The organism is Nocardioides humi (assembly GCF_006494775.1).
In the GTDB taxonomy this organism is placed as follows: Bacteria; Actinomycetota; Actinomycetes; order Propionibacteriales; family Nocardioidaceae; genus Nocardioides; species Nocardioides humi.
This window is the reverse complement of the sequence record NZ_CP041146.1, coordinates 578,075-602,931: the sequence shown is the minus strand read 5'-3', so window position 1 is coordinate 602,931 and position 24,857 is coordinate 578,075. Positions and strand designations below refer to the sequence as shown.

The 24,857-nt window shown below is 73.2% G+C and carries 31 protein-coding genes; 14 read left to right on the top strand and 17 right to left on the bottom strand.

The features are described 5' to 3' along the window. Positions 1-16: 16 nt before the first annotated feature. Positions 17-1,102, bottom strand: a complete 1,086-nt coding sequence (locus FIV44_RS02950) for a quinone oxidoreductase family protein (protein ID WP_141003189.1) — start codon at positions 1,100-1,102, stop codon at positions 17-19. A gap of 54 nt (positions 1,103-1,156) precedes the next feature. Between FIV44_RS02950 and FIV44_RS02945 the strand changes: the two genes are divergently transcribed. Further along, on the top strand, positions 1,157-1,798 hold the full coding sequence (locus tag FIV44_RS02945; protein WP_141003188.1) for a TetR family transcriptional regulator: 642 nt from the start codon (positions 1,157-1,159) through the stop codon (positions 1,796-1,798). Next, positions 1,795-2,976: a sulfotransferase family protein gene (locus tag FIV44_RS02940; RefSeq protein ID WP_141003187.1), complete on the top strand. Its 1,182-nt coding sequence runs from the start codon at positions 1,795-1,797 to the stop codon at positions 2,974-2,976. The genes FIV44_RS02945 and FIV44_RS02940 overlap by 4 nt, the downstream gene beginning before the upstream one ends. Positions 2,977-2,993: 17 nt before the next feature. Here FIV44_RS02940 and FIV44_RS02935 read toward each other — a convergent pair whose 3' ends face one another. Next, positions 2,994-3,434: an HNH endonuclease gene (locus FIV44_RS02935; RefSeq protein ID WP_141003186.1), complete on the bottom strand. Its 441-nt coding sequence runs from the start codon at positions 3,432-3,434 to the stop codon at positions 2,994-2,996. A gap of 255 nt (positions 3,435-3,689) precedes the next feature. On the opposite strand from FIV44_RS02935, the gene FIV44_RS02930 reads away from it, so the two are divergent. Continuing rightward, a complete protein-coding gene (locus FIV44_RS02930; RefSeq protein ID WP_141003185.1) occupies positions 3,690-4,157 on the top strand; it encodes a hypothetical protein in 468 nt (155 codons plus the stop codon). 4 nt (positions 4,158-4,161) lie between these two features. On the opposite strand, the gene FIV44_RS33020 is transcribed toward FIV44_RS02930, so the two are convergent. After that, on the bottom strand, positions 4,162-5,307 hold the full coding sequence (locus tag FIV44_RS33020) for a PucR family transcriptional regulator (RefSeq protein ID WP_141003184.1): 1,146 nt from the start codon (positions 5,305-5,307) through the stop codon (positions 4,162-4,164). Between the two features lie 82 nt (positions 5,308-5,389). Between FIV44_RS33020 and FIV44_RS02920 the strand changes: the two genes are divergently transcribed. Beyond that, positions 5,390-6,313 (top strand): proline dehydrogenase family protein, encoded by a 924-nt coding sequence (locus tag FIV44_RS02920; RefSeq protein ID WP_141003183.1) that lies wholly within the window; start codon positions 5,390-5,392, stop codon positions 6,311-6,313. Between the two features lie 39 nt (positions 6,314-6,352). Beyond that, positions 6,353-7,990: an L-glutamate gamma-semialdehyde dehydrogenase gene (gene pruA, locus FIV44_RS02915; RefSeq protein WP_141003182.1), complete on the top strand. Its 1,638-nt coding sequence runs from the start codon at positions 6,353-6,355 to the stop codon at positions 7,988-7,990. Between the two features lie 27 nt (positions 7,991-8,017). On the opposite strand, the gene FIV44_RS02910 is transcribed toward pruA, so the two are convergent. Together FIV44_RS02910 and FIV44_RS02905 are read right to left on the bottom strand one after the other, a co-directional pair. Then, positions 8,018-8,395 (bottom strand): VOC family protein, encoded by a 378-nt coding sequence (locus tag FIV44_RS02910; protein WP_141003181.1) that lies wholly within the window; start codon positions 8,393-8,395, stop codon positions 8,018-8,020. After that, complete coding sequence (locus FIV44_RS02905) at positions 8,392-9,825, bottom strand: DHA2 family efflux MFS transporter permease subunit (protein ID WP_141003180.1); 1,434 nt, start codon at positions 9,823-9,825, stop codon at positions 8,392-8,394. The genes FIV44_RS02910 and FIV44_RS02905 overlap by 4 nt, the downstream gene beginning before the upstream one ends. Before the next feature lie 96 nt (positions 9,826-9,921). Between FIV44_RS02905 and FIV44_RS31030 the strand changes: the two genes are divergently transcribed. Further along, positions 9,922-10,542: a TetR/AcrR family transcriptional regulator gene (locus FIV44_RS31030; RefSeq protein WP_141003179.1), complete on the top strand. Its 621-nt coding sequence runs from the start codon at positions 9,922-9,924 to the stop codon at positions 10,540-10,542. A 3-nt stretch (positions 10,543-10,545) separates the two neighbouring features. On the opposite strand, the gene FIV44_RS02895 is transcribed toward FIV44_RS31030, so the two are convergent. The 5 genes from FIV44_RS02895 to FIV44_RS02875 all read right to left on the bottom strand — a co-directional run bounded on the left by FIV44_RS02895 (position 10,546) and on the right by FIV44_RS02875 (position 15,771). Then, positions 10,546-11,289: an SDR family NAD(P)-dependent oxidoreductase gene (locus FIV44_RS02895; protein ID WP_141003178.1), complete on the bottom strand. Its 744-nt coding sequence runs from the start codon at positions 11,287-11,289 to the stop codon at positions 10,546-10,548. Beyond that, entirely contained in the window at positions 11,289-12,236 is a 948-nt protein-coding gene (locus tag FIV44_RS02890; RefSeq protein WP_141003177.1) for a 2-hydroxyacid dehydrogenase, read from the bottom strand. The genes FIV44_RS02895 and FIV44_RS02890 overlap by 1 nt, the downstream gene beginning before the upstream one ends. A gap of 21 nt (positions 12,237-12,257) precedes the next feature. Next, positions 12,258-13,256, bottom strand: coding sequence for an IS481 family transposase (locus FIV44_RS02885; protein ID WP_141003176.1), 999 nt, complete (start codon positions 13,254-13,256; stop codon positions 12,258-12,260). Between the two features lie 274 nt (positions 13,257-13,530). Then, positions 13,531-14,349: a S1C family serine protease gene (locus FIV44_RS02880; RefSeq protein WP_141003175.1), complete on the bottom strand. Its 819-nt coding sequence runs from the start codon at positions 14,347-14,349 to the stop codon at positions 13,531-13,533. Positions 14,350-14,436: 87 nt separating this feature from the next. Continuing rightward, positions 14,437-15,771: an FAD-dependent oxidoreductase gene (locus FIV44_RS02875; RefSeq protein ID WP_141003174.1), complete on the bottom strand. Its 1,335-nt coding sequence runs from the start codon at positions 15,769-15,771 to the stop codon at positions 14,437-14,439. A 76-nt stretch (positions 15,772-15,847) separates the two neighbouring features. On the opposite strand from FIV44_RS02875, the gene FIV44_RS02870 reads away from it, so the two are divergent. After that, positions 15,848-16,774: a LysR family transcriptional regulator gene (locus FIV44_RS02870; RefSeq protein WP_141003173.1), complete on the top strand. Its 927-nt coding sequence runs from the start codon at positions 15,848-15,850 to the stop codon at positions 16,772-16,774. Positions 16,775-16,790: 16 nt separating this feature from the next. Here the strand turns inward: FIV44_RS02870 and FIV44_RS02865 are convergent, their stop codons facing one another. Together FIV44_RS02865 and FIV44_RS02860 are read right to left on the bottom strand one after the other, a co-directional pair. Then, positions 16,791-17,588 carry a hypothetical protein gene (locus tag FIV44_RS02865; protein WP_141003172.1) on the bottom strand — a complete coding sequence of 266 codons (798 nt, stop codon included), beginning with the start codon at positions 17,586-17,588 and terminating at the stop codon, positions 16,791-16,793. A 182-nt stretch (positions 17,589-17,770) separates the two neighbouring features. After that, on the bottom strand, positions 17,771-18,667 hold the full coding sequence (locus tag FIV44_RS02860) for a phenylalanine 4-monooxygenase (protein WP_141003171.1): 897 nt from the start codon (positions 18,665-18,667) through the stop codon (positions 17,771-17,773). Between the two features lie 90 nt (positions 18,668-18,757). On the opposite strand from FIV44_RS02860, the gene FIV44_RS02855 reads away from it, so the two are divergent. Then, positions 18,758-19,189 (top strand): Lrp/AsnC family transcriptional regulator, encoded by a 432-nt coding sequence (locus FIV44_RS02855; protein ID WP_141003170.1) that lies wholly within the window; start codon positions 18,758-18,760, stop codon positions 19,187-19,189. A gap of 7 nt (positions 19,190-19,196) precedes the next feature. Here the strand turns inward: FIV44_RS02855 and FIV44_RS02850 are convergent, their stop codons facing one another. After that, on the bottom strand, positions 19,197-19,583 hold the full coding sequence (locus FIV44_RS02850; protein WP_141003169.1) for a VOC family protein: 387 nt from the start codon (positions 19,581-19,583) through the stop codon (positions 19,197-19,199). A 35-nt stretch (positions 19,584-19,618) separates the two neighbouring features. Then, positions 19,619-21,091, bottom strand: a complete 1,473-nt coding sequence (cls, locus tag FIV44_RS02845; protein WP_141003168.1) for a cardiolipin synthase — start codon at positions 21,089-21,091, stop codon at positions 19,619-19,621. Positions 21,092-21,118: 27 nt separating this feature from the next. Here cls and FIV44_RS30185 point away from each other — a divergent pair, with 27 nt between their 5' ends. The 3 genes from FIV44_RS30185 (at position 21,119) to aqpZ (ending at position 22,869) form a co-directional block, all read left to right on the top strand. Continuing rightward, positions 21,119-21,526, top strand: coding sequence for a hypothetical protein (locus FIV44_RS30185; RefSeq protein WP_181410950.1), 408 nt, complete (start codon positions 21,119-21,121; stop codon positions 21,524-21,526). Beyond that, on the top strand, positions 21,523-22,026 hold the full coding sequence (locus FIV44_RS30180) for an RDD family protein (RefSeq protein ID WP_181410949.1): 504 nt from the start codon (positions 21,523-21,525) through the stop codon (positions 22,024-22,026). Before FIV44_RS30185 ends, FIV44_RS30180 begins: the two co-directional genes overlap by 4 nt. 111 nt (positions 22,027-22,137) lie before the next feature. Further along, positions 22,138-22,869, top strand: a complete 732-nt coding sequence (gene aqpZ / locus FIV44_RS02835; protein WP_141003166.1) for an aquaporin Z — start codon at positions 22,138-22,140, stop codon at positions 22,867-22,869. Here the strand turns inward: aqpZ and FIV44_RS33820 are convergent. After that, positions 22,809-23,078 (bottom strand): helix-turn-helix domain-containing protein, encoded by a 270-nt coding sequence (locus tag FIV44_RS33820; RefSeq protein WP_141003165.1) that lies wholly within the window; start codon positions 23,076-23,078, stop codon positions 22,809-22,811. The two genes, aqpZ and FIV44_RS33820, sit on opposite strands and share 61 nt — an antisense overlap. Positions 23,079-23,156: 78 nt before the next feature. Between FIV44_RS33820 and FIV44_RS31025 the strand changes: the two genes are divergently transcribed. Further along, positions 23,157-23,405, top strand: coding sequence for a hypothetical protein (locus FIV44_RS31025; RefSeq protein WP_219996587.1), 249 nt, complete (start codon positions 23,157-23,159; stop codon positions 23,403-23,405). 72 nt (positions 23,406-23,477) lie between these two features. Here FIV44_RS31025 and FIV44_RS30175 read toward each other — a convergent pair whose 3' ends face one another. Both FIV44_RS30175 and FIV44_RS02820 read right to left on the bottom strand, forming a co-directional pair. Beyond that, positions 23,478-23,648, bottom strand: coding sequence for a hypothetical protein (locus FIV44_RS30175; RefSeq protein ID WP_181410948.1), 171 nt, complete (start codon positions 23,646-23,648; stop codon positions 23,478-23,480). A 2-nt stretch (positions 23,649-23,650) separates the two neighbouring features. Continuing rightward, the gene (locus tag FIV44_RS02820) at positions 23,651-24,034 is read right to left on the bottom strand and encodes a carboxymuconolactone decarboxylase family protein (protein ID WP_141003164.1); all 384 of its coding nucleotides are present in this window, start codon (positions 24,032-24,034) and stop codon (positions 23,651-23,653) included. Positions 24,035-24,317: 283 nt separating this feature from the next. Here FIV44_RS02820 and FIV44_RS31720 point away from each other — a divergent pair, with 283 nt between their 5' ends. Both FIV44_RS31720 and FIV44_RS02810 read left to right on the top strand, forming a co-directional pair. Beyond that, a complete protein-coding gene (locus FIV44_RS31720) occupies positions 24,318-24,509 on the top strand; it encodes a DUF302 domain-containing protein (protein ID WP_246086778.1) in 192 nt (63 codons plus the stop codon). After that, positions 24,493-24,753 carry a metal-sensitive transcriptional regulator gene (locus FIV44_RS02810; protein WP_141003163.1) on the top strand — a complete coding sequence of 87 codons (261 nt, stop codon included), beginning with the start codon at positions 24,493-24,495 and terminating at the stop codon, positions 24,751-24,753. The genes FIV44_RS31720 and FIV44_RS02810 overlap by 17 nt, the downstream gene beginning before the upstream one ends. The last annotated feature ends 104 nt before the right edge of the window (positions 24,754-24,857 follow it).

Here is a 24,857-nt window from a genome sequence, read left to right as displayed (position 1 = left end):
CGTCCGAGGGACGCGGCTACGACCGCGGCGCCGGTGCCGGTGAGGAGTCCGCGTCGGGCGCGGCCGGGACGGCGGCCACGCGGACGACGGTGCGGCCGATCGCGCGCCGCTCCTGGTGGTCGACCAGGGCGGCAGCGGCGCCGTCGAGGTCGACGACCCGGCCGACGTACGGGGTGATCCGGCCGTCGGTGACGAGGGCGCGGAGAGCCTCGTGGACGCGGTCGCCCTCGGCGCGGGTGAACGGGTTGAAGCCGAAGCGGCGCAGGCCGGGGTCGACCTCGTCGACGAAGGCGGCAAGCACGCCCACGATCGAGAAGTTGCCGATCGAGGCGAGCCGGAGAGGACGGCCGGTCATGCCGTTCTGGTCGTCGTCGCTGAAGCCGACGGGGACGTAGCGGCCCTCGCGGGCGACGCACTGCCAGGAGCGCTGGACGAAGTCGCCGCCGGCGAGATCGCAGACGACCTCGGCGCCGCGGTCGTCGGTGGCCGCGAGGACCGCCTCGGCGAAGTCCTCCCGGGTGTGGTCGACGACGAGGTCGGCGCCCAGGGAACGGCAGACCTCGGCCTTCTCCGGCGAGCCGACGGTCGCGATCACCCGCGCTCCGGCGGCCACGCCGAGCTGGATCGCGGCGGTGCCCAGACCGCTCGCGCCGGCGTGCACGAGCAGGGTCTCGCCGGCCTGCAGGCGTGCCCGCGTGTGCAGGGCGAGGTAGGTGGTGTGGAAGGGCAGCAGGAAGGCGGCCGCGGCGATGTCGTCGAGCTCGGGCGGCGCGGCGAAGACGCCGGCGGCCGGGGCGGTAGTCCACTCCGCGAGCCCGCCGTAGGCGTCCTTCGACACCGCGACGACCCGCTGGCCGATCCGGTCCTCGGCGCCCGCGCCGGCCGCCTCGACCGTGCCGCACACGTCCATGCCGAGGGTGAACGGCGGCTCCTGCGGCACCGAGACCAGCCCGCCGCGGCAGCGCAGGATGTCGTTGAAGTTGAGGGCGCCGGCCGCGACCCGGACCAGCACCTCGCCGTCGCCCGGCTCCGGCGGCGCGACGTCGTTGACGGAGAGCACGTCCCGCGGCTCGCCGTGCCGGTTCACCTGCAGTGCGCGCATCGGATCTCCCGCCGACCCTGGACAAATGTGAGACTTAGTATCATCTTTGGGGCCATGGCTGTCCAGCAGACCGGCGTCCGCGCCCGCAGGCGCGCCGAGGTCCGGGAGCGGATCGCGGACGCCGCCGCGCGGCTGGCGAGCGAGCAGGGGATCGCGGCGACCACGGCCGACGACATCGCCGCCGCGGCCGGGGTGGGGCGGGCGACCTTCTTCCGGTACTTCGACAGCAAGGAGCTCGCGATCGCGACCGGGCTCTCCGGCGCCGGCGCCTACGTCCTCGCCGAGGTGCTGGCCGGCGTCGATCCCGCGCTCGGGCCGCTCGACGCCGTGCGAGTGGCCTACGCCGCGCTGGGGGAGGACTTCGCCGACCGGCGGGAGATGTTCGCCGAGCAGGCCGCGCTCAGCCGAGAGTCGGCGGCGATGCTCGCCTGGACCCTCCACCTGTACGTCGACTGGGAGATAGCCGTCGCCGACGCGGTCGCGCCCCGGTTCGCCGGCCTGCGACCCGGCGATCCCCGCCCACGCATGCTCGGGGCGCTCACCATGGCCGCGGCCCGGCTCGCCTGCGACGCCTGGCTCGCCGACGGTGCCGAGGGCGACCTGCCCGCGCTGATCCAGGAGCACCTCGCCGCCGTCGAGCTGCCCGCCGGCGCCCCCGGCGGCCGACCGGGCGCCGCACCCAGGAGGACGAGATGACCGAGACCACCGTCCAGCGCCGGGACCGGCTGGTCGACGCCGCGATCGCGGCCGCCGGCGCCGACGACTTCGGCGCGGACACCTGGCAGGAGGGCCTCGACGTCTACCTGGCCTCGCTCGCCGAGTCGGCACGGCTGAACGAGATCGGCGTCGGCGTCGCCGAGGACGGCGTCGTCGCCGACCTCGCCAACCGGCTGCGGATCGAGCGGTGGCGCACGGAGCACCCGGAGGTCGCCGAGCAGGAGATCCGCCGGCCGATCGTCATCGTCGGCCAGCCGCGCACGGGCACGACGATCCTGCTCGACCTGATGGCGCAGGACCCCGCCCACCGCGCCCCGCTGTCGTGGGAGGTCGAGCGACCGGTCCCGCCGCCGCGCACCGCGACGTACCGGACCGATCCGCGGATCGCCGAGTGCCAGGCGCAGTTCGACCTGGTGGACTCGTTCATCCCGGGCTTCGCCGCGTTCCACGAGCTCGGCGCCGAGCTGGCCCAGGAGGACGTGCGGATCACGGCCGGCGACCTGCGCTCGATGCAGCTCTCGCTGCAGTTCGAGGTGCCGGCGTACAACCACTGGCTGCTGCACGAGACGAGCATGGCGCCGGCGTACCGCTATCACCGGAGGTTCCTGCAGCACCTGCAGTCCGGGCGCCACGGCGAGCGCTGGCTGCTCAAGTCGCCGGCGCACCTGTGGTCGCTGCCGGAGCTGCTGGCGGAGTATCCCGACGCGATCGTCATCCAGAACCACCGCGACCCGCTGAAGGTGATCGCCTCGATCAGCGCCCTCGGCGCCAGCCTGCGGGAGATGACGACCGACCACTTCGAGGTGACCCGGCTGGCGAGACAGTACGGCGAGGACATCTGCGTCGGCCTCGACCGCGCGCTCGAGGCCCGCCGGCAGGGGCTCTTCGCCGAGGGGCAGGTCGTCGACATCCGCTACCAGGACATCCGGCACGACCTCGTCGGCGCCGTCGCCCGCATCTACGACGCCCTCGGCTGGGAGCTCACGGCCGAGACCGAGACCCGGATGTGCGCCTTCCTGGCCGCCCATCCGGGCGACCAGGAAGGCAGCCTCCAGCGCTACCGGTTCGCCGAGACCGGGCTCGACGAGGGCCTGCTGCGCGAGCGGGTCCGCGCCTACCAGGAGTGGTTCGACGTGGAGTCCGAGCAGCTCGACTGAGCGTCGGGGCCGAGCGGTCAACCCCGGGCCAGCTGGGCCCGGGTCGGCACGAACGGCTCCACGAGCAGCCGCATCCCGGCCTCGCGCGGCGTGCGGTTGGCCTTGCGGCCGTTGCACGGGCTGCACGCGGCCACCGTGTTGAGCCAGGTCCACGTGCCGCCGCGGCTCTGCGGGATCAGGTGGTCGATGGTCGACGCGTGCCGGCCGCAGTAGGCGCAGCGGTGGCGGTCCCGCTTGAGCACGTTGGTGCGGGAGTACGCCGCCGGCCGGTACATCCACTTCGCGGCGACGTACCGCACCAGCCGGATCACCCGCGGCCACGGGTGCGGCCCGATCATCCGGTCCTCGTGGGCCTCCTCGACGGTGGCGACCTCGCGGAACAGCATCCGCACGGCGTGCTGGAAGGTCACCGTCCCGAGCGGCTCGTAGGAGGCGTTGAGCAGCGTCACGGTGGTCATGCGGCCCCGCCTCCTCTCGTGTCCGTGCGGGCAGGCTCCTGGGTCATGTCGTTTGTGGCGGACGCCGGGTCCCGCAGCGTTGCGCCGAGGTCACGACTGCGTGAAATGCAGGCGGCGACTGCGTGCAGGCGCACCCCGGGCACCGACGCGGGTCGGTGTCGAGACGACGGTACGCCGCCGCGGGCCCGTGGTTCCATGGGTTTCCCGCGGTCGCCGCCGGCGCGACCGGGCCGCCGAGGACACCGGGAGGACGACATGGGTGGTACGACGTGGGATGCGGCGCGCAAGGAACGGGTCCATGCCGAGCTGCGGCGCCGGGCCGAGGAGGCCCTCGCCACCGCCCGGGCCGCGGTCGCCGACGAGCAGGACGCGGCCGAGCTCGACCAGGCCGACGTGCACGACGTCGACGCCCTCTCGCAGTCCGACGAGGGAGGCGACCTGGCCGGCCTGTACGGCGGTGTCGTCGCCCACCGCGAGCGACTGCTCGCGCAGATCGACGCGCTCGACATGGCGCCCTCCGACGTCGTCGCGGACGGCGCGATCGTCGCCTTCGGCGGCGACCACTACGTCGTCGGCGTGGCCGCGGATGCGTTCGAGGTCGACGGGGTCGCCTTCGAGGGGATCGCCGCCGACGCGCCGGCGTACGCCGCGATCGCCGGGCTGCGGGAGGGCGACGGCTTCACGCTCGGCGGCGCCGAGCACCGGCTCGACCTGGTGGTCTGACTCGCTACTCGGCCAGGTAGGGCGCCAGCGCCAGCGCGAGGTGCAGCCGGAGCCGGTCGGCGCCGCGGGCGAGGTCGTAGCCGGTGGCCTGCTCGACCTGCCCGAGCCGGTGGTAGACGGTCTGCCGGTGCACGGCGAGCCGGGCCGCCGTACGGGAGGCGCTGCCGGCCTCGTCGAGCCAGGCCCGCACCGTGGCGAGCACGTCGGGGCCTGCGGTGGCGAGGAAGGCCCGCGCCTGCGGGTCGATCACGGCCGCCGCGAGGTCGTCGTCGCGGCCGACGCCGAGCAGGGCGAGCGGGCCGAGGGACTCCCAGCGGACGACGGCGCCGGGCGCGGCGGTGCGGGCGACGCGGAGGCCGACCCGGGCGCCGCGGTGGGCCGCGGCGACGGCGTCGATCCCGGGGACCGCGGGTCCGGTGGCGGCGCGAGTGACCCGGTCCAGGCTGTCGACGCGGCGGCCCAGGCCGAGGACGCCGAGCAGGTCGGTCAGGGTGGCGGCGGACTCGACGAGGGAGGCGCGGGCGACGGCGCAGGCCACGCCGGGGCCGGAGCGGACCCACACGACGCCCGGCCGCGAGGGCCGGCTGGCGACCTGGTCGAGCAGCTCGGGGCGCTCCAGCAGCACGCAGGTGACCGGCTCCTGCAGGTCGAGCCCGGCGGCCTGGGCGAGGTCGACGGCCGACTCGCGGGCGGCCAGCCGCCCGCCCTCGACCAGCTCGCGGAACAGCTCGTCGCGATGGGCCTGGCGGCGCTCGGCCACGCTGAGCAGGCGGGCGGCCGACTCGGCGATCCGGGCCGCCTCCGCCCAGGTCGACTCCGGGATCCGGCCGTCGGGGTCGAGGAGCCAGAAGTAGCCGTGCACCCGGTCCAGGTGGCGGGCGGGGACACAGAGCCGGGCGACGATGCCCAGCTCCGCGTCGGCCGGCGTACGCAAGGGGCCGGGGGAGTCCTCGATGCCCTGCCCCCGGAACCAGGCGCGGACCTCGTCGCTGGACCGGCGCTGCAGGATCGAGCGCTGCCGGATCGAGTCGACGACGTCGTCGCCGCGGTGGTCGGAGAACCCGATCAGCCGGAAGTCGGGGTCCTCGAGCGTGCACGGCGCGTCGGTCAGCCGGGCCATGTCCTCCACGAGGTCGTCGAGCGAGCTCATCGGACAAGTGTCTCATCGGCTCCCGAGAAACCTGTGACAGATGTCGGTTCCGTGTGACCCGGGACCCTCCTAGCGTGGAGACATGCTCAGCGCCACCCTGAACCGCGCGTCCCGCAGCACGCGCGCCCGCCGCGCGGTCGAGTCGTTCCCGCTGACCCGCCGGGTCGTGGACCGGTTCGTGCCCGGCGAGACGACCGCGGACGCCGTCGCCGCCACCCGCCGGCTGGTCGCCACTGGGCGCACGGTCACCCTCGACGTGCTCGGCGAGGACGTCCTCGACCCGGCCGGCGCCCGCGCCCTGTGCGACTCCTATCTCGCCCTGCTGGCGGCCCTCGCCGAGGCCGGGTGCGCCGACGGCGCCGACGTCTCGCTCAAGCTCTCCGCGATGGGCCAGGCCCTCCCCGGCGGTACGACGATCGCCGCCGACCACGCCGCCGAGATCTGCGCCGCGGCCGCTGCCGTCGGCTGCACGGTCACCCTGGACATGGAGGACCACACCACCGTCGACTCGACGCTCGCGATCGGGGCCGCCCTGCGCGCGTCGTACCCGTTCGTCGGGAACGTGCTGCAGACCAACCTGCGCCGTACCCCCGGCGATCTCGCCGATCTCGACGGCACCGGCGCCCGGATCCGGCTGGTCAAGGGCGCCTACCGCGAACCGGAGTCGGTCGCGCTGCAGCGCAAGGCGGAGGTCGACCGGGCCTACGAGCGGGCGATCGACGCGCTGATGGCCTCCGACTGCCATCCGATGATCGCCACGCACGACCCGGCCATGCTCGACCGCGCGGTGCGGGCGGCCGGTGCCGCCGGGCGCGGCACCGGGGACTGGGAGGTGCAGATGCTGTACGGCGTGCGGCCGGCGCTCGAGCAGCGGATGGTCGACGAGGGCAGGCGGATGCGCGTCTACCTCCCGTTCGGCACCGACTGGTACGGGTACTTCATGCGTCGGCTGGCCGAGCGGCCGGCCAATGTCGCCTTCTTCCTCCGCGCCCTGGCGCACCGCTGACCCCGCTGACCCCCGCTGATCCTATCGAGAGGACCTGACATGGACGCCATCACCACCCCGCCGGCTCCGGTCAACGAGCCGAACCTGACCTACGCGCCCGGCAGCGCCGAGCGGGACGCGCTGGTGACCGAGCTGGAGGCGCTGCGCGGCACGACGCGCCAGCTCGACGCCCACATCGGCGGAGAGCGGGTCGCCGGCGGCGGTGAGGAGGTCGCGGTGGTGGAGCCGCACGCCCACCAGTCGGTGCTGGGCGTGCTGCGCAACAGCACCGCCGACGACGCGAAGGCCGCCGTGGCGGCGGCCCGGGAGGCGGCGCCGGGCTGGCGGGCGCTGCCCTTCGACGAGCGGGCGGCGGTCATCCTGCGGGCCGCCGAGCTGCTGGCCGGGCCGTGGCGGCAGCGGCTCAACGCGGCGACCATGCTGGGGCAGTCGAAGACCTGCTTCCAGGCCGAGATCGACGCGGCGTGCGAGCTGATCGACTTCTGGCGGTTCAACGTCCACTTCGCCCGGCAGATCCTGGGGGAGCAGCCGATCGCCAACGCGCCGGGGGTGTGGAACCGCACCGACCACCGGCCGTTGGAGGGCTTCGTCTACGCGATCACGCCGTTCAACTTCACCGCGATCGCGGGGAACCTGCCGACCGCGCCCGCGCTGATGGGCAACACGGTGCTCTGGAAGCCCTCGCCCACCCAGCAGCTGGCGGCGTCGCTGACCATGGAGCTGCTCGAGGAGGCCGGCCTGCCGCCGGGCGTCATCAACATGCTCCCCGGCGACGGGCTCGCGGTCTCCGAGGTCGCGCTGGCCCACCCCGACCTGGCCGGCATCCACTTCACCGGCTCCACGCCGACCTTCCAGCACCTGTGGCGCACTGTGGGGGAGAGCCTGCCGTCGTACCGGACCTATCCGCGGCTGGTCGGCGAGACCGGCGGCAAGGACTTCGTCATCGCGCATCCGTCGGCGGACCCGGACGTGCTGCGCACGGCGCTGATCCGGGGCGCGTTCGAGTACTCCGGGCAGAAGTGCTCCGCGGCCTCCCGCGCCTACGTCCCGGCGTCGCTGTGGGCGCGGATGGGCGCCGACCTCGCGGCCCAGACCGACGCCCTGCCCGTGGGCGACCCGACCGACTTCGCGAACTTCACCGGCGCGGTCATCGACGCGCGCGCGTTCGCCAAGCACGAGGCCGCCATCGGGCGGGCCAGGGCGACCTCCGGTCTCGAGGTGGTCGCCGGCGGTGAGGTGGACGACAGCGTGGGCTGGTTCGTGCGGCCCACCGTCGTGGTCGCCGAGGACCCGGCCGACGAGATGTTCTCCACCGAGTACTTCGGGCCGATCCTCGTCGTCCACGTGTACGACGACAGCCGGCCCGGCGCGTTCGAGGAGATCGTGACGCAGGCCGAGTCGGCGGCGCCGTACGCGCTGACCGGGTCGATCATCGCCACCGACCGGACCGCCATCGACTGGGCCGGCGACCGGCTGCGGTACGCCGCCGGGAACTTCTACGTCAACGACAAGCCCACCGGCGCCGTGGTCGGCCAACAGCCCTTCGGCGGCGCCCGCGCCTCCGGCACCAACGACAAGGCCGGCTCCGCGCTCAACCTGCTGCGCTGGACGTCGCCGCGGTCGATCAAGGAGACGCTCGTCCCGCCCACCGACCACCGCTACCCCCACATGTCCTGACCCGTTCGTGGCGACTCAACGACGAGATCAGCCGCCGTACGGGACCGTGATGATCTCCAGGTTGTGGCCGTCGGGATCGGACCAGTAGAGCCCGCGACCGCCGTCGTTGTGGTTGATGGCGCCGGGGCGGTGGTGGTGCGGGTCGGCCCAGTAGGGCAGGCCGCGCTCGACGATCCGGGCGTGGATCGTGTCGAACTCGGCCTCGCCGACGAGGAACGCGTAGTGCTGGGGCGTCAGGTGGCCGGGGTGCTCCACGACGTCGAGGCTGACGCCGTTGCCGAGCTCGACCACCCGGAAGGGGCCGTACACCGGCGCATCGGGCAGGCCGAGGATGTCGGTCAGGAAGGCGGCGGTGGCGTCGCGGTCGGTGGCGTGGACGATGGTGTGGTTCAGCTCGATGCTCATCGGTCTGCTCCTTCGGGGGCGTGGTGGGGGCGGGGAGCCGGCAGCAGGACCGCCGGCACGAGGGCCAGGACGGCGACCGCGAGCGGCCACCAGAAGGTCGCCCCGAAAGCATCCCCCGGATTCGCGCCGCCGGCGCCCGACAGGTGGTGCTGGAGGGCGGTGGCGAAGACCGCGGTGGCGACGACGCCGCCGGTGCGCTGGGCGATGCTCATCGTGGTGGTGGCGCGGGCGATGGCGGCCCGGTCGAGGGCGGCGTACGCCGCGGCGCTGGTCGGCGCGAAGATGCAGCCCGCGCCGAGGCCGATCGCGAAGAGCGCGATCCCGAGCCAGACCTGCCCGGGCGCCCGCCCGACCGCGGTGTAGCCGAGGAAGCCCACAGCCAGCAGTCCGACGCCGGCGAGGACGACGGCGCGTCCGCGTCCGCGGTCGACGAGCCGGCCGGTCAGCGCCATGGCCAGGGCCGCGCCGACGCCCTGCGGGACGAGCAGCAGGCCGGTGGTCAGCTCGGACTCGCCGCGGGCGATGAGGTGGTAGAGCGGGAGCAGGAAGCCGGCGCCGGTGAGGACGCCGACCGTGAGGAACTGCACGGCGGTCGCGGTCGCGAAGCCGCGGTGGGCGAAGTGCCGCAGCTCGACGAGGGGACGGTCGGTGCGCAGCGCGTGCGCCACGAACGCCACCAACAGCACGGCGCCGCCGCCGATGCCGCCGACCACCGCCGTCGAGGACCCCGAGGCGCTCGCGACCGCCGTGACGCCGTACGCGAGGGCGACCAGGCCGGGGGAGAGCAGGGCCAGGCCGAGGACGTCGAGCCGCTCGCGGCCGGCGCCGCGGTCGTCGGCGAGCGCACGGACCGACCAGGCCAGGCAGGCGAGGCCGGCGGGGATGTTGACGAGGAAGATCCAGCGCCAGTCGACGCTGTCGACGAGGACGCCGCCGATCACCGGGCCGAGGATCGGGCCGAGCATCATCGGGATGCCGACGACGGCCATCGCCCGGCCCATCCGCTGGGGGCCGACCGCGCGGGCGACCATGGCGATGCCGACCGGGCTGACCAGCCCGGCGCCGGCGCCCTGGAGCACTCGGAACCCGATGAGGGACGGCGCGGACCAGGCGGCGCCGCACAGCAGCGAGCCGGCGGTGAACAGGCCGACGGCGACCAGCCAGACCCGGCGGGCGCCGTACCGGTCCATCGCCCAGCCGGCGAGCGGGATGGTGGCGGTGAAGGCCAGCAGGTAGCCGGTCATCACCCACTGGACGGTGGTGAGGGAGACCGCGAACTCGGTGGCGAGGCGGTCGGTGGCGACGCTGACGATGGTCGCGTCGAGGACGGTGGTGATCATGCCGAGCACGACCACGGCGATGACGGTGCGTGCGGTCCGGTCCAGCGGAGCGGGAGCCGGCGGGGACGCCGGGACGGCGGTCTGGCTCATGACGGCACTCCTTTCCTGTGGTGGGTTCCTGTGGTGAATATAAACTTAGAGTGACGCTAAGTTTATATCGACCAAAAGTCAAGGTAGGGTGCGCTCATGGCCGAACCGGGACTGCGCGAGCGCAAGAAGCAGGAGACCCGCCAGCGGATCACCGACGCCGCGATCGGGCTGTTCGCCGAGCGCGGGTTCGAGCAGGTGCCGGTCGCCGACATCGCCGCCGCCGCGGACGTCTCGACCGCCACGGTGTTCAACTACTTCCCGGCCAAGGAGGACCTGATCTACGACGGGATGGCCGCGTTCAACGAGCACCTGCTCGCCGCCGTGCGCGACCGCCCCGCGGGCCAGCGGGTCGTCAGCGCCTTCCGTGAGTACGTCCTCCAGCCCCGTGGTGTCCTCGCCGACCCCACGTCCCCGATGCTCGACGGCCTCTCGCGGATCGCGCGGATCGTGCAGGACAGCCCGAGCCTGCAGGCCCGGGAGCGGCTCGAGGCCGACCGCGCCGTCGCCGCCCTGCACGACCTGCTGGCCGAGGAGCTGGGCGACGACCTGCGCTCGTGGACCGTCGCGTCCGCGCTGGTCGGCACCACGCGCGGGATGACCCGCGAGGTGCAGCGCGCTGCCGCCGAGGGCAGGGTCGACGCCCGGCTGGCGAGGCGACTCCTCGCGTCCGCCGCCGCGGCGATCGACGTCGTCGAGGCCGGCTTGGCCGGCAGGTGAGCGTCAGGCCCAGAGGCTGCCGGGGCGGCCGCCGTCCGCGGTGATGACGGCGCCGTTGGCGATCCGGCCGCGCGGCGAGGCCAGGAAGGCGATGACGTCGGCGACCTCCGCGGCGGTGATCGGCCGGCCGAGCGCGTTGGCGGACGCCGTGGCGGCGTACCCCTCGTCGCCCTCGGTCCGCTCGGTGACGGTGAGGCCGGGGTGGACGCAGCAGACCGAGATGCCGGCGGGCCCGAGCTCGTCGGCGAGGTTCTTGCTCAGCGCGACGACCGCGATATTGCGGACCGAGCCGGCGATATTGCCGGTCGAGCGCGCGTTCATGCCGCTGATGTTGACGATCGCCCCGCCGTGCTGGCGCAGGTACGGCGCCGCGGCGCGCGCGGTGCGGAGGTACCCGAGCGCCTTGGTGTCCAGATTGCGCAGGAAGTCGGCGTCGTCGAGGCCGGCCAGCCCGGGCGTGGCCGCGGTGGTCGCGCGCGGCGCCGCGCAGTTGACGAGGACGTCCAGCCCGCCCAGCAGGGTGGCGGCCTCGGTGACGGCGGTGACGACGGAGGTGTCGTCGGTGGTGTCGGCCACGACGTACCCGGCCGCGCCGATCTCCGTGGCGGTGGCGGCGAGGGTGGCGGCGTCGCGGGCCAGGAGGACGACGCGCGCGCCCTCGCGGGCCAGGGCCGCCGCCGTGGCGCGGCCGATGCCGCGGTTGCCGCCGGTGACGAGCGCGGCGGATCCAGCGAGTCCGAGGTCCATCAGCTGTCCTTCCCTGTCGTGGTCATCTCCGGGATCGGGGTGCGCAGCGTGCCGTCGGCCAGCCACGACGCGAGGTTGTCGAGGGTCAGCGCCCGCATCGCCGCCCGGGTGGGGTGGGTGCCGGACGCGACGTGGGGGAGCAGCACCACGGTGTCCATCGCGATCAGCTCCGCGGGGACCTGCGGCTCCTCGGCGTACACGTCGAGGCCGGCGCCGCCCAGCCGGCCGTCGGCGAGCGCCGCGACCAGGGCCGGCTCGTCGACCACGGAGCCGCGGGCGACGTTGACCAGGACGCCGTCCGGACCGAGGGCGTCGAGCACCTCGCGATCGACCAGGGCCGCGGTCCCGGCGCCGCCCGGCACGACCACGACGAGGCTGTCGACGCCGGCGGCGAGCTCGGCCGCGGAGGCGGCGTACGCGTAGGGGACGTCGGGCAGGCGGTGCCGGTTGTGGTAGCTCACCGTGCAGCCGAGGGCCTCCAGCCGGGTGGCGACCGCACGGCCGATCCGGCCCAGGCCGAGGATGCCGACCCGGCTGCCGGCGACCTGGCCGGTCAGGGGGAACGCCTCCTCGAGCCACCGGCCCGCCCGCACGAACCGGTCGGCGGGCACCACCTGGCGGCGTACGGCGAGCAGCAGCGCGACCGCCGTCTCGGCGACCGCGTCGTCGAGCACCTCGGGGGTGTTGCTGACCGCGATCCCGCGCTCCAGCGCCGCCGGCACGTCGATGTTGTCGTAGCCGACGCCGTGGTTGGCGATCACGCCCAGCCGGGGCAGGGCGGCGATCAGGTCGCCGTCGACGCGGCCGCTGTTGGAGCAGACGATCCCGACGACGTCCTCGGCGTGCTCGGCGAGATCGGCGAGGTCGACGGCGTCGTACTGCTCGCCGACGGCGTCGTGGAGCTGGGGACTGAGCGGCGGGACACGGAGGATGGTCGGTCGGCTCACCCGGTCAGGCTAGGACACGCCCTAGATGTGATGCCCAGCCAGGTTGTTCAACCTGGTGATGGGTGCGGCCTTCCCGATTGCTGAGTGGGGCCGGTGATGGTTGTACTTGTGGACCCATGCTGGCAGAGCGGCAAGTCGGGCTGACTCGGAGTTGTAGAACTTCTTGAACGCCCAGCCCTCGGCCAGGGTGCGGTGGAACCGCTCGATCTTCCCGTTGGTCTGCGGTCGGTAGGGCCGAGTCTTCTTCGCCGTGATGCCCAGCTCGGTGCACGTGTCACGCCACAGGTGGGACTTGTAGCAGCTGCCGTTGTCGCTGATCACCCGCTGGACGGTGACGCCACGCTCGGCGAACCAGGCGACCGCGTTCTTCAGGACCTCGGTCGCGGTCTCTTTGGTCTCGTCGTCGCGTGCCTCGATATAGGCGACGCGGGAGTGGTCATCGATCACTGTGTGTAGGTAGCAGGTCCCGATGTTCGGTTCGTAGCGCTTGTTGCGTGATCCAGTGCGCGCTGCGGTCGCAGCGCGGTTCTTCAGGCCTTGCTGGCGGCCGACGTAACGCCAGCCACCGCCGTCGGGGACCTTGCCGAGCTTCTTGACGTCGACGTGCAGGAGGTCGCCCGGCTTCTCGTGCTCGTAGCGGCGGATCGGCTCACCGGTGGCCCGGTCGACATGGGAGAGCCGGTTGATCCGACATCGCACCAAAACCGCGTGCACGGTCGATGCCGGCATCGAGAGCCGGTCGGCGATCTCGACCGGACCGAGTCGCTGCTTCCACCGCAGGTGCACGATCTTGCGCACCACCGGTGCCGGTGTCCGGTTCGGCTGACGGCGTGGGGCTGAGGATCGGTCGCACATCCCGGCGGGTCCCTCGTGCCGGTAGCGCTCGGCCCACTTCTTCGCTGTGCGCCAAGAGACGTCGTAGCGCTCAGCCGCTCGAGCGAGGGGCCAGTCGTGGTCTACGACCAGGCGAGCCAGCCGTAGCCGGGCGCGTGGGGTCAGGGCAGCGTTAGCGTGGGACATGAAGACCTCCTGAGGTTGGAGCGGTTCCTAGACAGCTCCACTCCACATCGGGAGGTCTTCACCCGTCTACGACTCAGACCGTCTCGTCACACGATCTCGACCAACGTGCCTGGGCATCACACCTAGATGAATGAGTCCAAGGCCTCGCACGCTGCGCGACGCTCGGCATCCACGCTCGCGGCGTTGCCGATGCTCGACGTGCGTCCAGCATGCCTTCGCCTCGGCGCCTTGCGAGCGCGGCGCCGAGCGCCGCTCGCAGCACGATCCCTTGGGCTCATCCATCTAGGCGGATCCCGATCAGCTCGACGACGGCCTCCACGGTGGCGATCGGGATCGCGTAGCCGGTGGCTTCGCGCGGGTCGCGCGACGCCGCGACGTTCATGCCGACCACCTCGCCGTCCTCGTCGAGCACCGCGCCGCCGGAGTCGCCGGGGACGACGTAGGCGTCCAGCCGGATCAGGTCGGTGAGGGGGCCGCCGGTGCCGTCCGCGCCCTCGACGGTGATGTCGTCGTGGAGCGCGGTGACGGTGCCGGTCGCCGCGGTCAGCGCGCCGCCGTCGCCGCCGGCGTCACCGACCGAGGTGATCTCGTCGCCCACCCCGACCGGGTCGTCGGACAGGTCGACCGGGGTCAGGCCGGAGGCGCCGTCCAGCCGCAGCACGGCGACGTCGGCGGTGGCGTCGCCGCCGACGTACCGCGCGGCGTAGGTCTCGCCGGTCGTCACGACCGTGACCTCGATGAGCCGCGCTCCCTCGACGACGTGCTGGTTGGTCACGACCGTGCCGTCGGGGTCGAGGACCAGGCCGGTGCCGGCGCTGGTGCCGCCGGTGAGGATCGCGGTGATCTGCACGATGCCGGTGGACTGCTCGGCGGTGGCGTCGCCGACCTCCTGGGCGGTGGCGGCGGGGGAGGACGCCTGGCGGCGGAGGTACGGCGCGGTGCGGGGCGCCGTCGGGGCGGGGGCGACCGCGCTGGTCGAGGTCGACGCGGGGGTGGTGGGCTCCAGCAGGTGCGTGGCGAGCGCGGCACCGCCGGCGCCCGAGGCGACGAGCAGCACCGCGGCCGTGCCGAGTGCGAAGGGGTGAGGGGTCATGCCCCCGATGCTGGGGACCGCCGCTGTGGGGCGGCTGTGCCGTGGCCCAGCGTCGGCAACGAGGCCGGGCCACGGCGTACGACGGCGTCAGCCCCGACCGGCCGCGAGCATGTCCGCGCGGGTGGCGACCTTGACCCGGGCCCGGCCCTCGGCCTCGCCGAGGGCGATCTCGTGGGCGTCGAGGAGCTCCCACGAGGCGTGCGTGACGACGTCCACCTCGCGCTCGGCGAAGTAGGCGTCGACGTCCTCGGGGCGGCGCGAGGGTGCGGTCGGCGTGGTCTCGGCGAGCAGGTGCCCGACGGTCTCGGCGGCGTCGGACTTGGTGTGGCCGATCAGCCCGACCGGTCCGCGCTTGATCCAGCCGGTGACGTAGGTGCCCGGGACCGGGTCGCCGTCGAGGTCGAGCACCCGGCCGCCGTCGTTGGGGATCACGGCGGCGCGGTCGTCGAAGGGCAGCCCGGGCAGCGCGCTGCTGCGGTAGCCGATCGCCCGGTACACCTGCTGCACCTCCCAGTCGGTGATCTCGCCGGTGCCCTCGACGTTGCCGTCGGCGTTCGGGGAGTGGGTGCGCTCGGTGCGCAGCGTGGTCACCCGGCCGTCGGCGTCGGCGACGATCTCGGCGGGCGCCTCGGCGAAGTGCAGGTGGATCCGGTGCGGCTTGCCGACCGGGTCCGCCCCCACCCACGACGTGAGCGTGTTGAGCACCATCTTCTGCGCCTTGTGCTGGGCGATGTGCTCCACACCGTGCTCGTCGACGTCGAAGCCCTCGGGGTGCACGATCACCTCGACATTGGGGGAGTGGTTGAGCTCGCGCAGCTCCAGCGGCGAGAACTTGGCGTACGCCGGGCCGCGGCGCGCGAACACGTGCACGTCGGTGATCGTCTTGGCCTTCAGGCCCGCGTGGACGTGCGGCGGGATGTCGGTCACGAGCATCTCGTCGCCGGTCTTGGCCAGCACCCGCGCGACGTCGAGCGCGACATTGCCGACGCCGAGCACGGCCACGCTCGTCGCGTCGAGGGGCCAGGTCTGCGGCACGTCCGGGTGGGCGTCGTACCAGGAGACGAAGTCGGCGGCGCCGAGCGAGTGCTCCTCGCCGGGGATGCCGAGGTCGCGGTCGGCCATCGCGCCGGTGGCGATCACGACCGCGTCGTAGAACTCGCGGAGGTCCTCGAGCTTCACGTCGACGCCGTACTCCACGTTGCCGAGGAAGCGCACCTCCGGCTTGGCGATCACCCGCTGGAGCGCCTTGATGATCTCTTTGATCCGCGGGTGGTCGGGCGCGACGCCGTACCGCACGAGGCCGAACGGAGCGGGGAGGCGCTCGAGGATGTCGACGGAGACCGGGGTCTCGGCCTTGGTGAGGATGTCGGCGGCGTAGATGCCGGCCGGGCCACCGCCCACGATCGCTACACGAAGAGTCATGCTGCCGAGTCTGGTGGGCGCGGCGTCCTCACAGAACGAGGTTGTGGTTGGGTGCTCACAAGGTTAGGTTGTGAGCATGCTCGGTCCCCGTGTTCCCGACCTGCGGGCCCTGGAGCTGCTCGTCGTGGTCTCCCGCACCGGGAGCCTGGGCGCCGCGGCGGCCGAGCTGGGCATCAGCCAGCAGGCGGCGTCCTCGCGGGTGCGGACCATGGAGGCGCTCGTCGGCGAGCCGCTCGTCGCGCGCAGCAGGCGGGGCTCCGAGCTCACCCCGACCGGCGAGCTGGTCGTCCAGTGGGCCGACCGCGTGCTCGATGCCGCCCAGGAGCTGGACGCCGGCATCGCCGCGCTGCGGGCCGACCGGCGCGGCCACCTCGACATCGCCGCCAGCCTCACCATCGCCGAGCACCTGCTGCCCGGCTGGCTGGTGGGCCTGCGCACCCACCAGGTGCAGCACGGCCAGCAGCCCACCGAGGTCACCATGACCGCCACCAACACCGCACGGGTCGCCGAGCTGGTGCGGGCCGGCGACGTCACGCTCGGCTTCGTGGAGGGACCGGAGGCGCCGCGCGGGCTGCGCCGGCGCCTGGTCGGCACCGACGAGCTGGTCGTGGTCGTCGGTCCCGCCCACCCGTGGGCGCTGCGGTCCCGCCGCCGGGTGAGCGCCGAGACGCTCGCGGCCACGCCGCTCGTCGTCCGCGAGGCGGGGTCGGGGACCCGGACCGTGCTGGAGCGCGCGCTGAGCGGGCTGCCGCAGGCGGCACCGGTCCTCGAGCTGTCGAGTACGGCGGCCGTGCGGGCCGCGGTCGCCGCGGGTGCCGGCCCCGCGGCCGTCGGCGCGCACGCCGTCCGCGACGACCTCGCCACCGGCCGGCTGGTGCGGATCACCGTCACCGGCCTCGACCTCACCCGCCGCCTGCACGCGGTGTGGAAGGGCGGGCCGCACCCGCCCGAGGGGCCGGCGCGGGAGCTCGTCGCCTGGGCGGCCCGCGACACTCGTACCTGACGCAAATGTCGTGAGATCAGCCGCGGGACAGCAGATCCGTCAGGTACGACGGTGGCGGAGCCAGACCTCGCGCGGTGTGGAAGGGCGGGCCGCACCCGCCCGAGGGGCCGGCGCGGGTGACCACCTCGATGCCGGCGCGGCGAGTGACCTCCTCGCGCATCAGGTCCCTGCTGTGCCGCCCGCTCGCGAGATGGTCGGCTCCGTCGTAGTCGGCAGCGACACCGGCGACCGCGTCGAACACGTCGGGCGTGAACAGGTGGCGACCCGCGAGGTCGAAGATCGGTGGGTTGCACAGCAGCCGGCCACCGCGGTGGAGGTGCCAGGCCCGCCGCATCACCACCTCCATGGGTGACCACGCGTTCTCGTCGGCCACGGCGAGGGCGCGTTCGAGGCGGCGCTTGCCGCGGCGGCTGACGAGCCGGGTCGTGTAGTCCTGGAGGGCAGGAAGATCGACGAGGTCGTCGTACGCCGCCATGTCGATCGCGCGCACGGCGGCGATGTCGTCCGGGGCGGTGCGAGCGGCGTAGGTCACGGACCGCAGCGGGATCGTGATCGGGAGCCCGTCGACCAGGACCACGTCATCGGGGAAGAGCCAGTCCTCGGACAGGACCACGCCGGCGCGCGGGCGTGCGCTGCGCTGGTCGCCGAGCGCCACCGGCACGGGGAGGGCCGTGCCGTCCGCGGCGGTGCCGTCGAACCATCGGGCGCCGAGCCAGCTCAGCGCGGCCCAGCCGGTCGCTGCGGAGCCGGGCGGCAGGCAAGCCACGGCCTCGACGATGCGCTGATGGGTCGTGAGCGCAGTGTCGGCCGGCACGTAGTGACTGGGGCCGGCACTGCGCCAGCGTGGACCCGCGCCTGGCCGGGGGTCGGGCCGATGGCGCCGGTCGGGTCGATCCGCACCGGTGCGACCACGCCGGGGTGCGCGTCGTACCTGACGGAAACGTCGTGAGGCCAGCCGCAGGACAGCAGTTCCGTCAGGTACGACGTGGGCCAGGGTCAGGCGTGGGCGGGGGTGCGCGCCAGGATCTCGGCGATCGAGTCGTCGGTGCAGGTCGCCCAGAACCCGCCGACGACGTCCTCGAGCTGGCTGAACGACTCCGCGACGTACAGGACGTCCTGGTAGTCGGTGATGTCGTAGAGCTGGGTGCCCATGGCCGCGATGTCGAGCGGGCGGATGGTCATGCCGCGGAACGCCTCGATCTCGCCGGGGGAGGAGAGGATGCCGGCGCCGTACGCCTTGAGCTCGCCGGACTCCCACAGCACGCCGAACTCGAGGGTGAACCAGAACACCTTGCTCACGAACTCCAGCGCCTCGGTCGAGGCGACCCGGCGCGAGGCCTGGCCGGCGAGCTCGTAGAGGGCGGTGAAGCGAGGGTTGGCGAGGGTGTTGCCGTGGCCGACGACCTCGTGCAGGACGTCGGGCTCGGGGGTGTAGAGCGGCACGGAGTGGTGTCGGACGTACTGCGTCGACCAGAAGCCCCTGTCGGCGAGCGAGCCGTAGAACTCGCGCAGCGGGACCAGCCCGGCGGCCGGGCGGTAGCTGAAGCCGGTGAGCGGCGCCAGCCACTCGCCGACCTCGGCGAGCTGGGGGATCCGGTCGATCGGCAGGCCGAGCGACTCCTTGCCGTCGAGGAACTCGCGGCAGCCGTACGCGCGATGCTTGGTGACCAGCGCCTCGCTGACCACGCGCCACACCTCGTGCTCGTCGTCGGTGTACTCCGCCGTCGGGCAGGGCGTGCCCGGCCGCCAGTTGCTGGCCAGCGTGGCCAGGGCGTCGCGGCGGGCGCGGTACGCCGGGTCGGCGAAGCCGGGGTGGTCGGCGCCGAGGTGGACCTTGAGCGAGCCGTCCTCGTCGGCGGTCACCGGGGCGAAGTACTGGGCTTCCTCGAACATGACTGCAGTGTGTGACGTGGTCCACGGAATTGCGAGTCGAGTCGGACGAATTGCTGCCGACCACCGCCATTTGATGGCAATCTGTCCGCCATGGATGCCGTCGACACTGGAATTCTGGACGTCCTGCGTGCCGACTCGCGGACCTCGATCCGGGAGGTCGCCGAGCGGCTCGGGATCAGCCGGGCCAGCGCGTACGCCCGGGTCAAGCGGCTCGTCGACACCGGGGTGATCCGCGGCTTCACCGTCGACGTCGACCCCGCCGCGCTGGGGCTCGGCCTGCCGGCGTACATCCACGTCCGGATCAAGCAGAACACCTGGAAGTCCTTCCGCAAGAAGGCCTGGGCGCTCGAGGAGGCCGCCCACATCGCGCTCGTCGCCGGCGACTTCGACTGCGTGATGCTGGTCCGCGCCCGCGACGCCGAGCACCTGCGCGAGCTCGTACTGGAGCGGATCCAGTCGCTGCCCGAGGTCGTCGCGACGCAGACGGTGCTGGTGTTCGAGGAGCACGTGGGGCACGGCTGAGCGCCGGTCAGGGCCGGTTGAGGAGCCAGCGGTGGCCGAAGGGGTCACGGAAGGACGCGACCCGGCCGGCCGGCGGGGAGTCCTCGGGTCCGCGGTCCAGGGGCGTGCCGGCGGCGGTGACCCGCGCGCAGAGCCCGTCGACGTCGGGGACGGTCAGGTGCAGGGTGACCGGCAGGCCGCGGTCGCCGCGGGGCGCCTCGGCATGCAGCTCGGGCCACTCGTCGGACATCATCCAGCGGGCGCCGTCGACGGCGAGCTCGACATGGCCGACCCGGCCGTCGGGCATCTCGATCGGCGGGTAGACGACCTCGGCGCCCAGGACGTCGCAGTACCACTCGATCGCGGCGCGGGCGTCGGCGACGTGGAGGTAGGGGACCAGCTCGGTGGTGGTCATCGCCCCATTCTGCCTCGGTTCGGCGCCGAGAGCCCTCACTGGAGGGCGGCGGTCAGCCGGGCCACGTTGTCGACGTACTTCGTGCCGGGGGAGCGCTCGTCCCACGCGGCGAGGGTGAGCTCCTTGGACAGGGCGCGGTAGGTGTCCTCGATCCGGCGCATCTTCGCGACCACGGCGGGGTCCGGCATCATCAGCGAGACCTCGTAGTTGAGCGCGAACGAGCGCATGTCCATATTGCTCGAGCCGACGACGGCGACCTGGTCGTCGATGGTGAAGTGCTTCGAGTGGAGGATGTACGGCGCCGGGTACTGGTAGATCCGCACGCCCGCCTCCAGCAGCGCCTTGTAGTACGACGCCTGCGCGTGCCCGACGAGGAACTGGTCGGACACCTCGCTCACGAACAGCTCGACCTCGATGCCGCGCTCGGCGGCCGTGGTGACGGCGTACAGCAGCGACTCGTCGGGCACGAAGTACGGTGAGGTCAGCGAGATCCGCTCGGTGGCGGCGTAGAGCAGCGTGGTGAACATGCGCAGGTTGTTCTCCGCGACGATGCCGGGGCCGCTGGGCACGACCTGGCACGGCACGTCGAAGATCTCCTCGGGCCGGCGGTCCGGCTCGCCGTGCACGGCGACGAGGTCGACGACCTGGCCGGTCTCGACGTACCAGTCGGAGGCGAAGACCGCGTTGAGGGCGCCGACGACAGGCCCCTCGAGGCGCACCATCAGCTCGACCCACTCGCGGCCGAGCCGGCGGTTGGCCGGCTTGTTGTAGCAGGGCTCGGTGAGGTTGAGGGAGCCGGTGAACCCGACGCTGCCGTCGACGACGAGGATCTTGCGGTGGTTGCGCAGGTCGGGACGGCGGAACCGGCCCTGCAGCGGCTTGATCGGCAGCATCGGGTGCCACGCGATCCGGGTGCCGCGCAGCCGCTTGACCATCCTCTTGTAGCCCGGGATCCGGCGGGAGCCGATGTGGTCGAAGAGGAGGCGTACGTCGACGCCGCGCTCGGTCGCGCGGACCATGGCCTGGAAGACCGGGTCGGTCACCTCGTCCCATGCGGTGATGTAGAACTGCACGTGCACGTGGCTGCGCGCCCGGTCGATCTCGCGGGCCATCTCGGTCATCAGGCCGCGGTAGTCGGGCCACAGCTCGACCTCGTTGCCGCCGGTGAGCGGCAGCGAGCCCAGGTTCTCGTTGAGGTGGGCCACCCGCGCCATCGCCGCCGGCAGCTTGGCGGAGTCGAAGGAGAGCGGGAGCTCGCGGCTGCGCTCGCGGATGGCGGCGATCGCCGTGCGCTGGCGGGTGATCCGGCGGTTGCCGAGCCGGATCCTGCCGAAGAGCAGGAAGATCGCGAACCCGATGATCGGCTCGACCATGATGAGCAGCAGCCAGGCCATCCCGGTCGACGGCTTCCGGTTGCCGGGGATGACGCCGAGCGCGACCAGGCGCAGGACCATGTCGAGTCCGAAGACGAGCCAGCCGAGCGTCGAGGTCGGAACGAGCAGATGCATGCGCGCAGCCTATGGAATCCTCGGCCCATGACACCGCCAGATCACGGACTGTTCAGCCGTGTCGCCGGCGCGGTCACCGGCAAGGTGGTCGACGCCGTCCCCGTGGAGGAGATCCTCGAGCACGTCGACCTCGACGCCGTGCTCGACCAGATCGACGTCAACCACCTGCTCGAGCGCGTCGACGTCAACCGGCTGCTGGACCGGGTCGACGTCGACCGGCTGCTCGCGCGGGCCGACGTCGAGGCGCTCGTGCAGCGCGCCGGGATCCCGGACATCGTCGCCGAGACGACGGGCAACCTCGCCGGCCGCACCCTCGACGTCGCGCGCCGCCAGGTGGTCGGGCTCGACCGGGTCGTCGGCGCGATGGTCGACCGGCTGCTGCGCCGCCGCGGCCCGGCGCCGCTCGGCCCCGCCCTGCTGGTGGTGGAGCAGTGAGGCACGCGACGGTCACCGGCCAGTACGCCGGGCCGGTGAGCCGGGCCGCGGCGGTCGCCATCGACGTGGGGGTGGTGCTGGCGTCGTACTCGATCGGGGTGGCGCTGGCCGGCTTCCTGCTGGACGCGATCCTCGACGTCTCGCTCGAGGAGGGCACCGGCGCGGTGGCGTCGATCGCACTGCTCGCGTGGGGCGCGGTGTACGTCGTCGTCAGCACCGCGGTGAGCGGACGGACCGTGGGCAAGGCGGTCGTCGGCCTCAAGGTCGTCTCCCGGCACGGGCGCCCCGTCGGCCCGGGCGCCTGCCTCGTGCGAACCCTGGTCCTGCCGCTGAGCACCTCCTTCTTCGGCGTGGGCGCGCTGCTCGTCGTGCTGCGCCGCGACCACCGGGCGCTGCACGACCTGATCGCGCGGACCGCGGTCGTCTACGACTGGGGCGACCGGCCGGCGCAGCTGCCGGGGCCGCTGACGGCGTACCTCCGGGCGCGCGACGCGGCCTGAGCATGTGACGTGCGCCACGCCGAGCGGCGCGGCAGCGCGACCGGCGGCCGTCGCGGCGCGATACTGCCTCTCAGGCCCGGCCTCGTCGGGCCGCTCTCCTCAGGAGGCACGATGTCCACTCAACCCGCTGTCCCCAAGATCGTCGCCGCGGAGTTCCTCGGCACCTTCGTCCTCGTCTTCGGCGGCTGCGGAACGGCCGTCCTCGCGGGTGAGCACGTCGGCTTCGCCGGCGTCGCGCTCGCCTTCGGCCTGACCGTCCTCGTGATGGCCTACGCGGTCGGTCACATCTCCGGCGGCCACTTCAACCCGGCCGTCACGCTGGGAGCCGCGGCCGGCGGCCGGATCGCCTGGAAGGACACCCCGGTCTACATCGTCACCCAGGTCGTGGCCGGCGTCGTCGCCGGCGCGGCGCTCCTGCTGGTGGCCAGCGGCACGGACGGCTTCGACGCCGTGAAGAGCGGCTTCGCCTCCAACGGGTACGACGACCGCTCGCCGCTCGGCTACAGCCTGCTCGCCTGCCTGGTGATCGAGGTGCTGCTGACCGCGGTGTTCCTGTGGGTGATCCTCGGGACCACCGACACCCGCGCGCCCAAGGGCTTCGCGCCGCTGGCCATCGGGCTCGCGCTGACCCTGATCCACCTGATCAGCATCCCGGTCACCAACACCTCGGTGAACCCGGCGCGCTCGATCGGCGTGGGCCTGTTCGCCGGCGGCGACGCGATCGGCCAGCTCTGGCTGTTCATCGTCGCGCCCGTCGTCGGCGGCCTGATCGCCGGGTTCTCCTATGCCCTCCTCCTCGGCAGCGACGACGCCGCGGAGCTGGCGGAGGCGATGGAGGCCTGAGCCGCACGCCTGTCAGGCCAGCGACCGCCCGACGCCCTGCGCGGCGACCTGGAGGCCCCGACCAGCCGGTGCGCGGTCGGGAGGGGCAGGCAGGCTCGGCGGGCGAGCTCGGAGAGGGCGAGCCGGCGGTGGGTCTCGTCGAAGGCGAAGAGCAGGGCGAGGCTGCGCGAGACCACGGTCGCGCCCGGGACCGAGGTGTTGCCGGCCATCGCGCTCCTCGCCAAGGTATTGCGCTGAGTGGAAGCACTCCATCGGCGCGGGCCGGTCCGCGCACCTAGCGTGGACGGGTGCTCACGACCACCACCGCAGCGCCGCCGGCGCTGGATCCCCAGGAGCGGATCACCGCCGAGATCACGGAGAACCTGCGCCACGCCGACCCCGAGGGCGTCGAGCTGGTCGCGCCGGTGTTCGGCCACTCCGACGTGGACCCGGTGGAGGCGGACCTCACGATCCAGCACGGCGGGGAGCCGATCGGCGAGCGGACCGCCTGCCCGACGCCAGTGACTTCGGCGTACACCGCCAGGTCGGCGAGCTGACCTCGCTCGTCTCGTCCACTGCGGGCTCGACGTACCTCGCGGAGGGCTACACGGGCTGGCCCTCCTGAGGGGTCAGCGCCCGAACAGCCGGCGGAGGAGGCTCCCGCCGTCCTCGCGCCCGTCGTCCTCGTGCCCGCCGCACCACTGCGCGGCGGGCACCAGCGCCCTGACCGAGGCGACGTGCTGGCCGCAGCCGGACCAGGTCGTCTTGCCGCACCTGCGGCAGCGCACTGCGCGGCACATGCTCAGGCCCCCGGGTCCGCGGACCCGACGACCGCGTCGGCGAAGGAGCAGAAGGCGTCGTACGCGCGGGCGCCGTGGATGGTGGCCGGACCACCGTGCATCAGGAAGGCGACGCCGATGGCCTCGGCGGCCTCCTGCCGGGTGGCGCCGGCCCGCGCGGCCGCCTGCGCGTGGGAGGCGATGCAGCCGTCGCAGCCCTCGGCGACGCCGATCGCGAGCGCGATCAGCTCCTTGGTGGCACGGGGGAGGGCGCCGTCGGCGAACGCGGCCCTCGAGAGCTCGCCGAAGCCGGTGTAGACGTCGGGGACGGCGCGGCGCAGGTTGCGGTGCAGCGGCGAGAGCTCGTCGAGGACGGGCTTGCCGTGGGGTGAGCTGTGCTCGGTCATGGTGCTCCTTCTCGGGGTCGGCTGCCGTTCGCCCATATCCCCCCAGGGGGTTATGCTCGAACTCTAGCAGATCCCCCTAGGGGGATATGGGGCCGAGGAGGAATGCCATGACCGACAGCGACGTACCCGCTGGCTTCACGATCTGCACGACCGTCCCGACGGCGTACGACGCGACGGTGGGGCGGGTGCGGGCGCTGCTCGCCGAGGCAGGCTTCGGGGTGCTGACCGAGACCGACATCCGGGCCACGACCCGCGCGTCGCGACCCTGCTGCCGTGCAACGTCGTGGTCGCCGACGCAGGGGAGGGGTGGACCCGGGTCGAGGTGCTCGACCCGGCGTTCCTGGCCGCGATCGCGCCCGATGCGGAGCTCGGCGCCGTGGCCGCCGACGCGCGCGCCCGGCTGGTGGGGATGATAGACGCACTGACCGAGGACGACACCGCCGATGCAGGAGTGGACGATGCAGCTGGAGCCTGAGGAGATCAAGGCGATCATCACCCGTCTCAAGCGGGCCAACGGCCACCTGGTGTCGGTGATCCGGATGCTCGAGGACGGCGCCGAGTGCGAGGACGCCCTGCTGCAACTCGCCGCCGTCAGCAAGGCCGTCAGTCGCGGCGGCTACGCCCTGGTCTCCTCCGGACTGCAGAAGTGCCTCGAGGAGGGCGGCCCCGACAGCGTGGACGCCAAGAAGATGGAGAAGCTGTTCCTGGCGCTGGCCTGAGGCCTTCCGGTCTGTCCGGTCCGTGCGGTCTGCTCGGCCTGTCCGATGGGGCGGTTTCGCTTGTCCACAGGCGGGGTCTGCTCGTTTCGTGGTGTCGGGGGTGG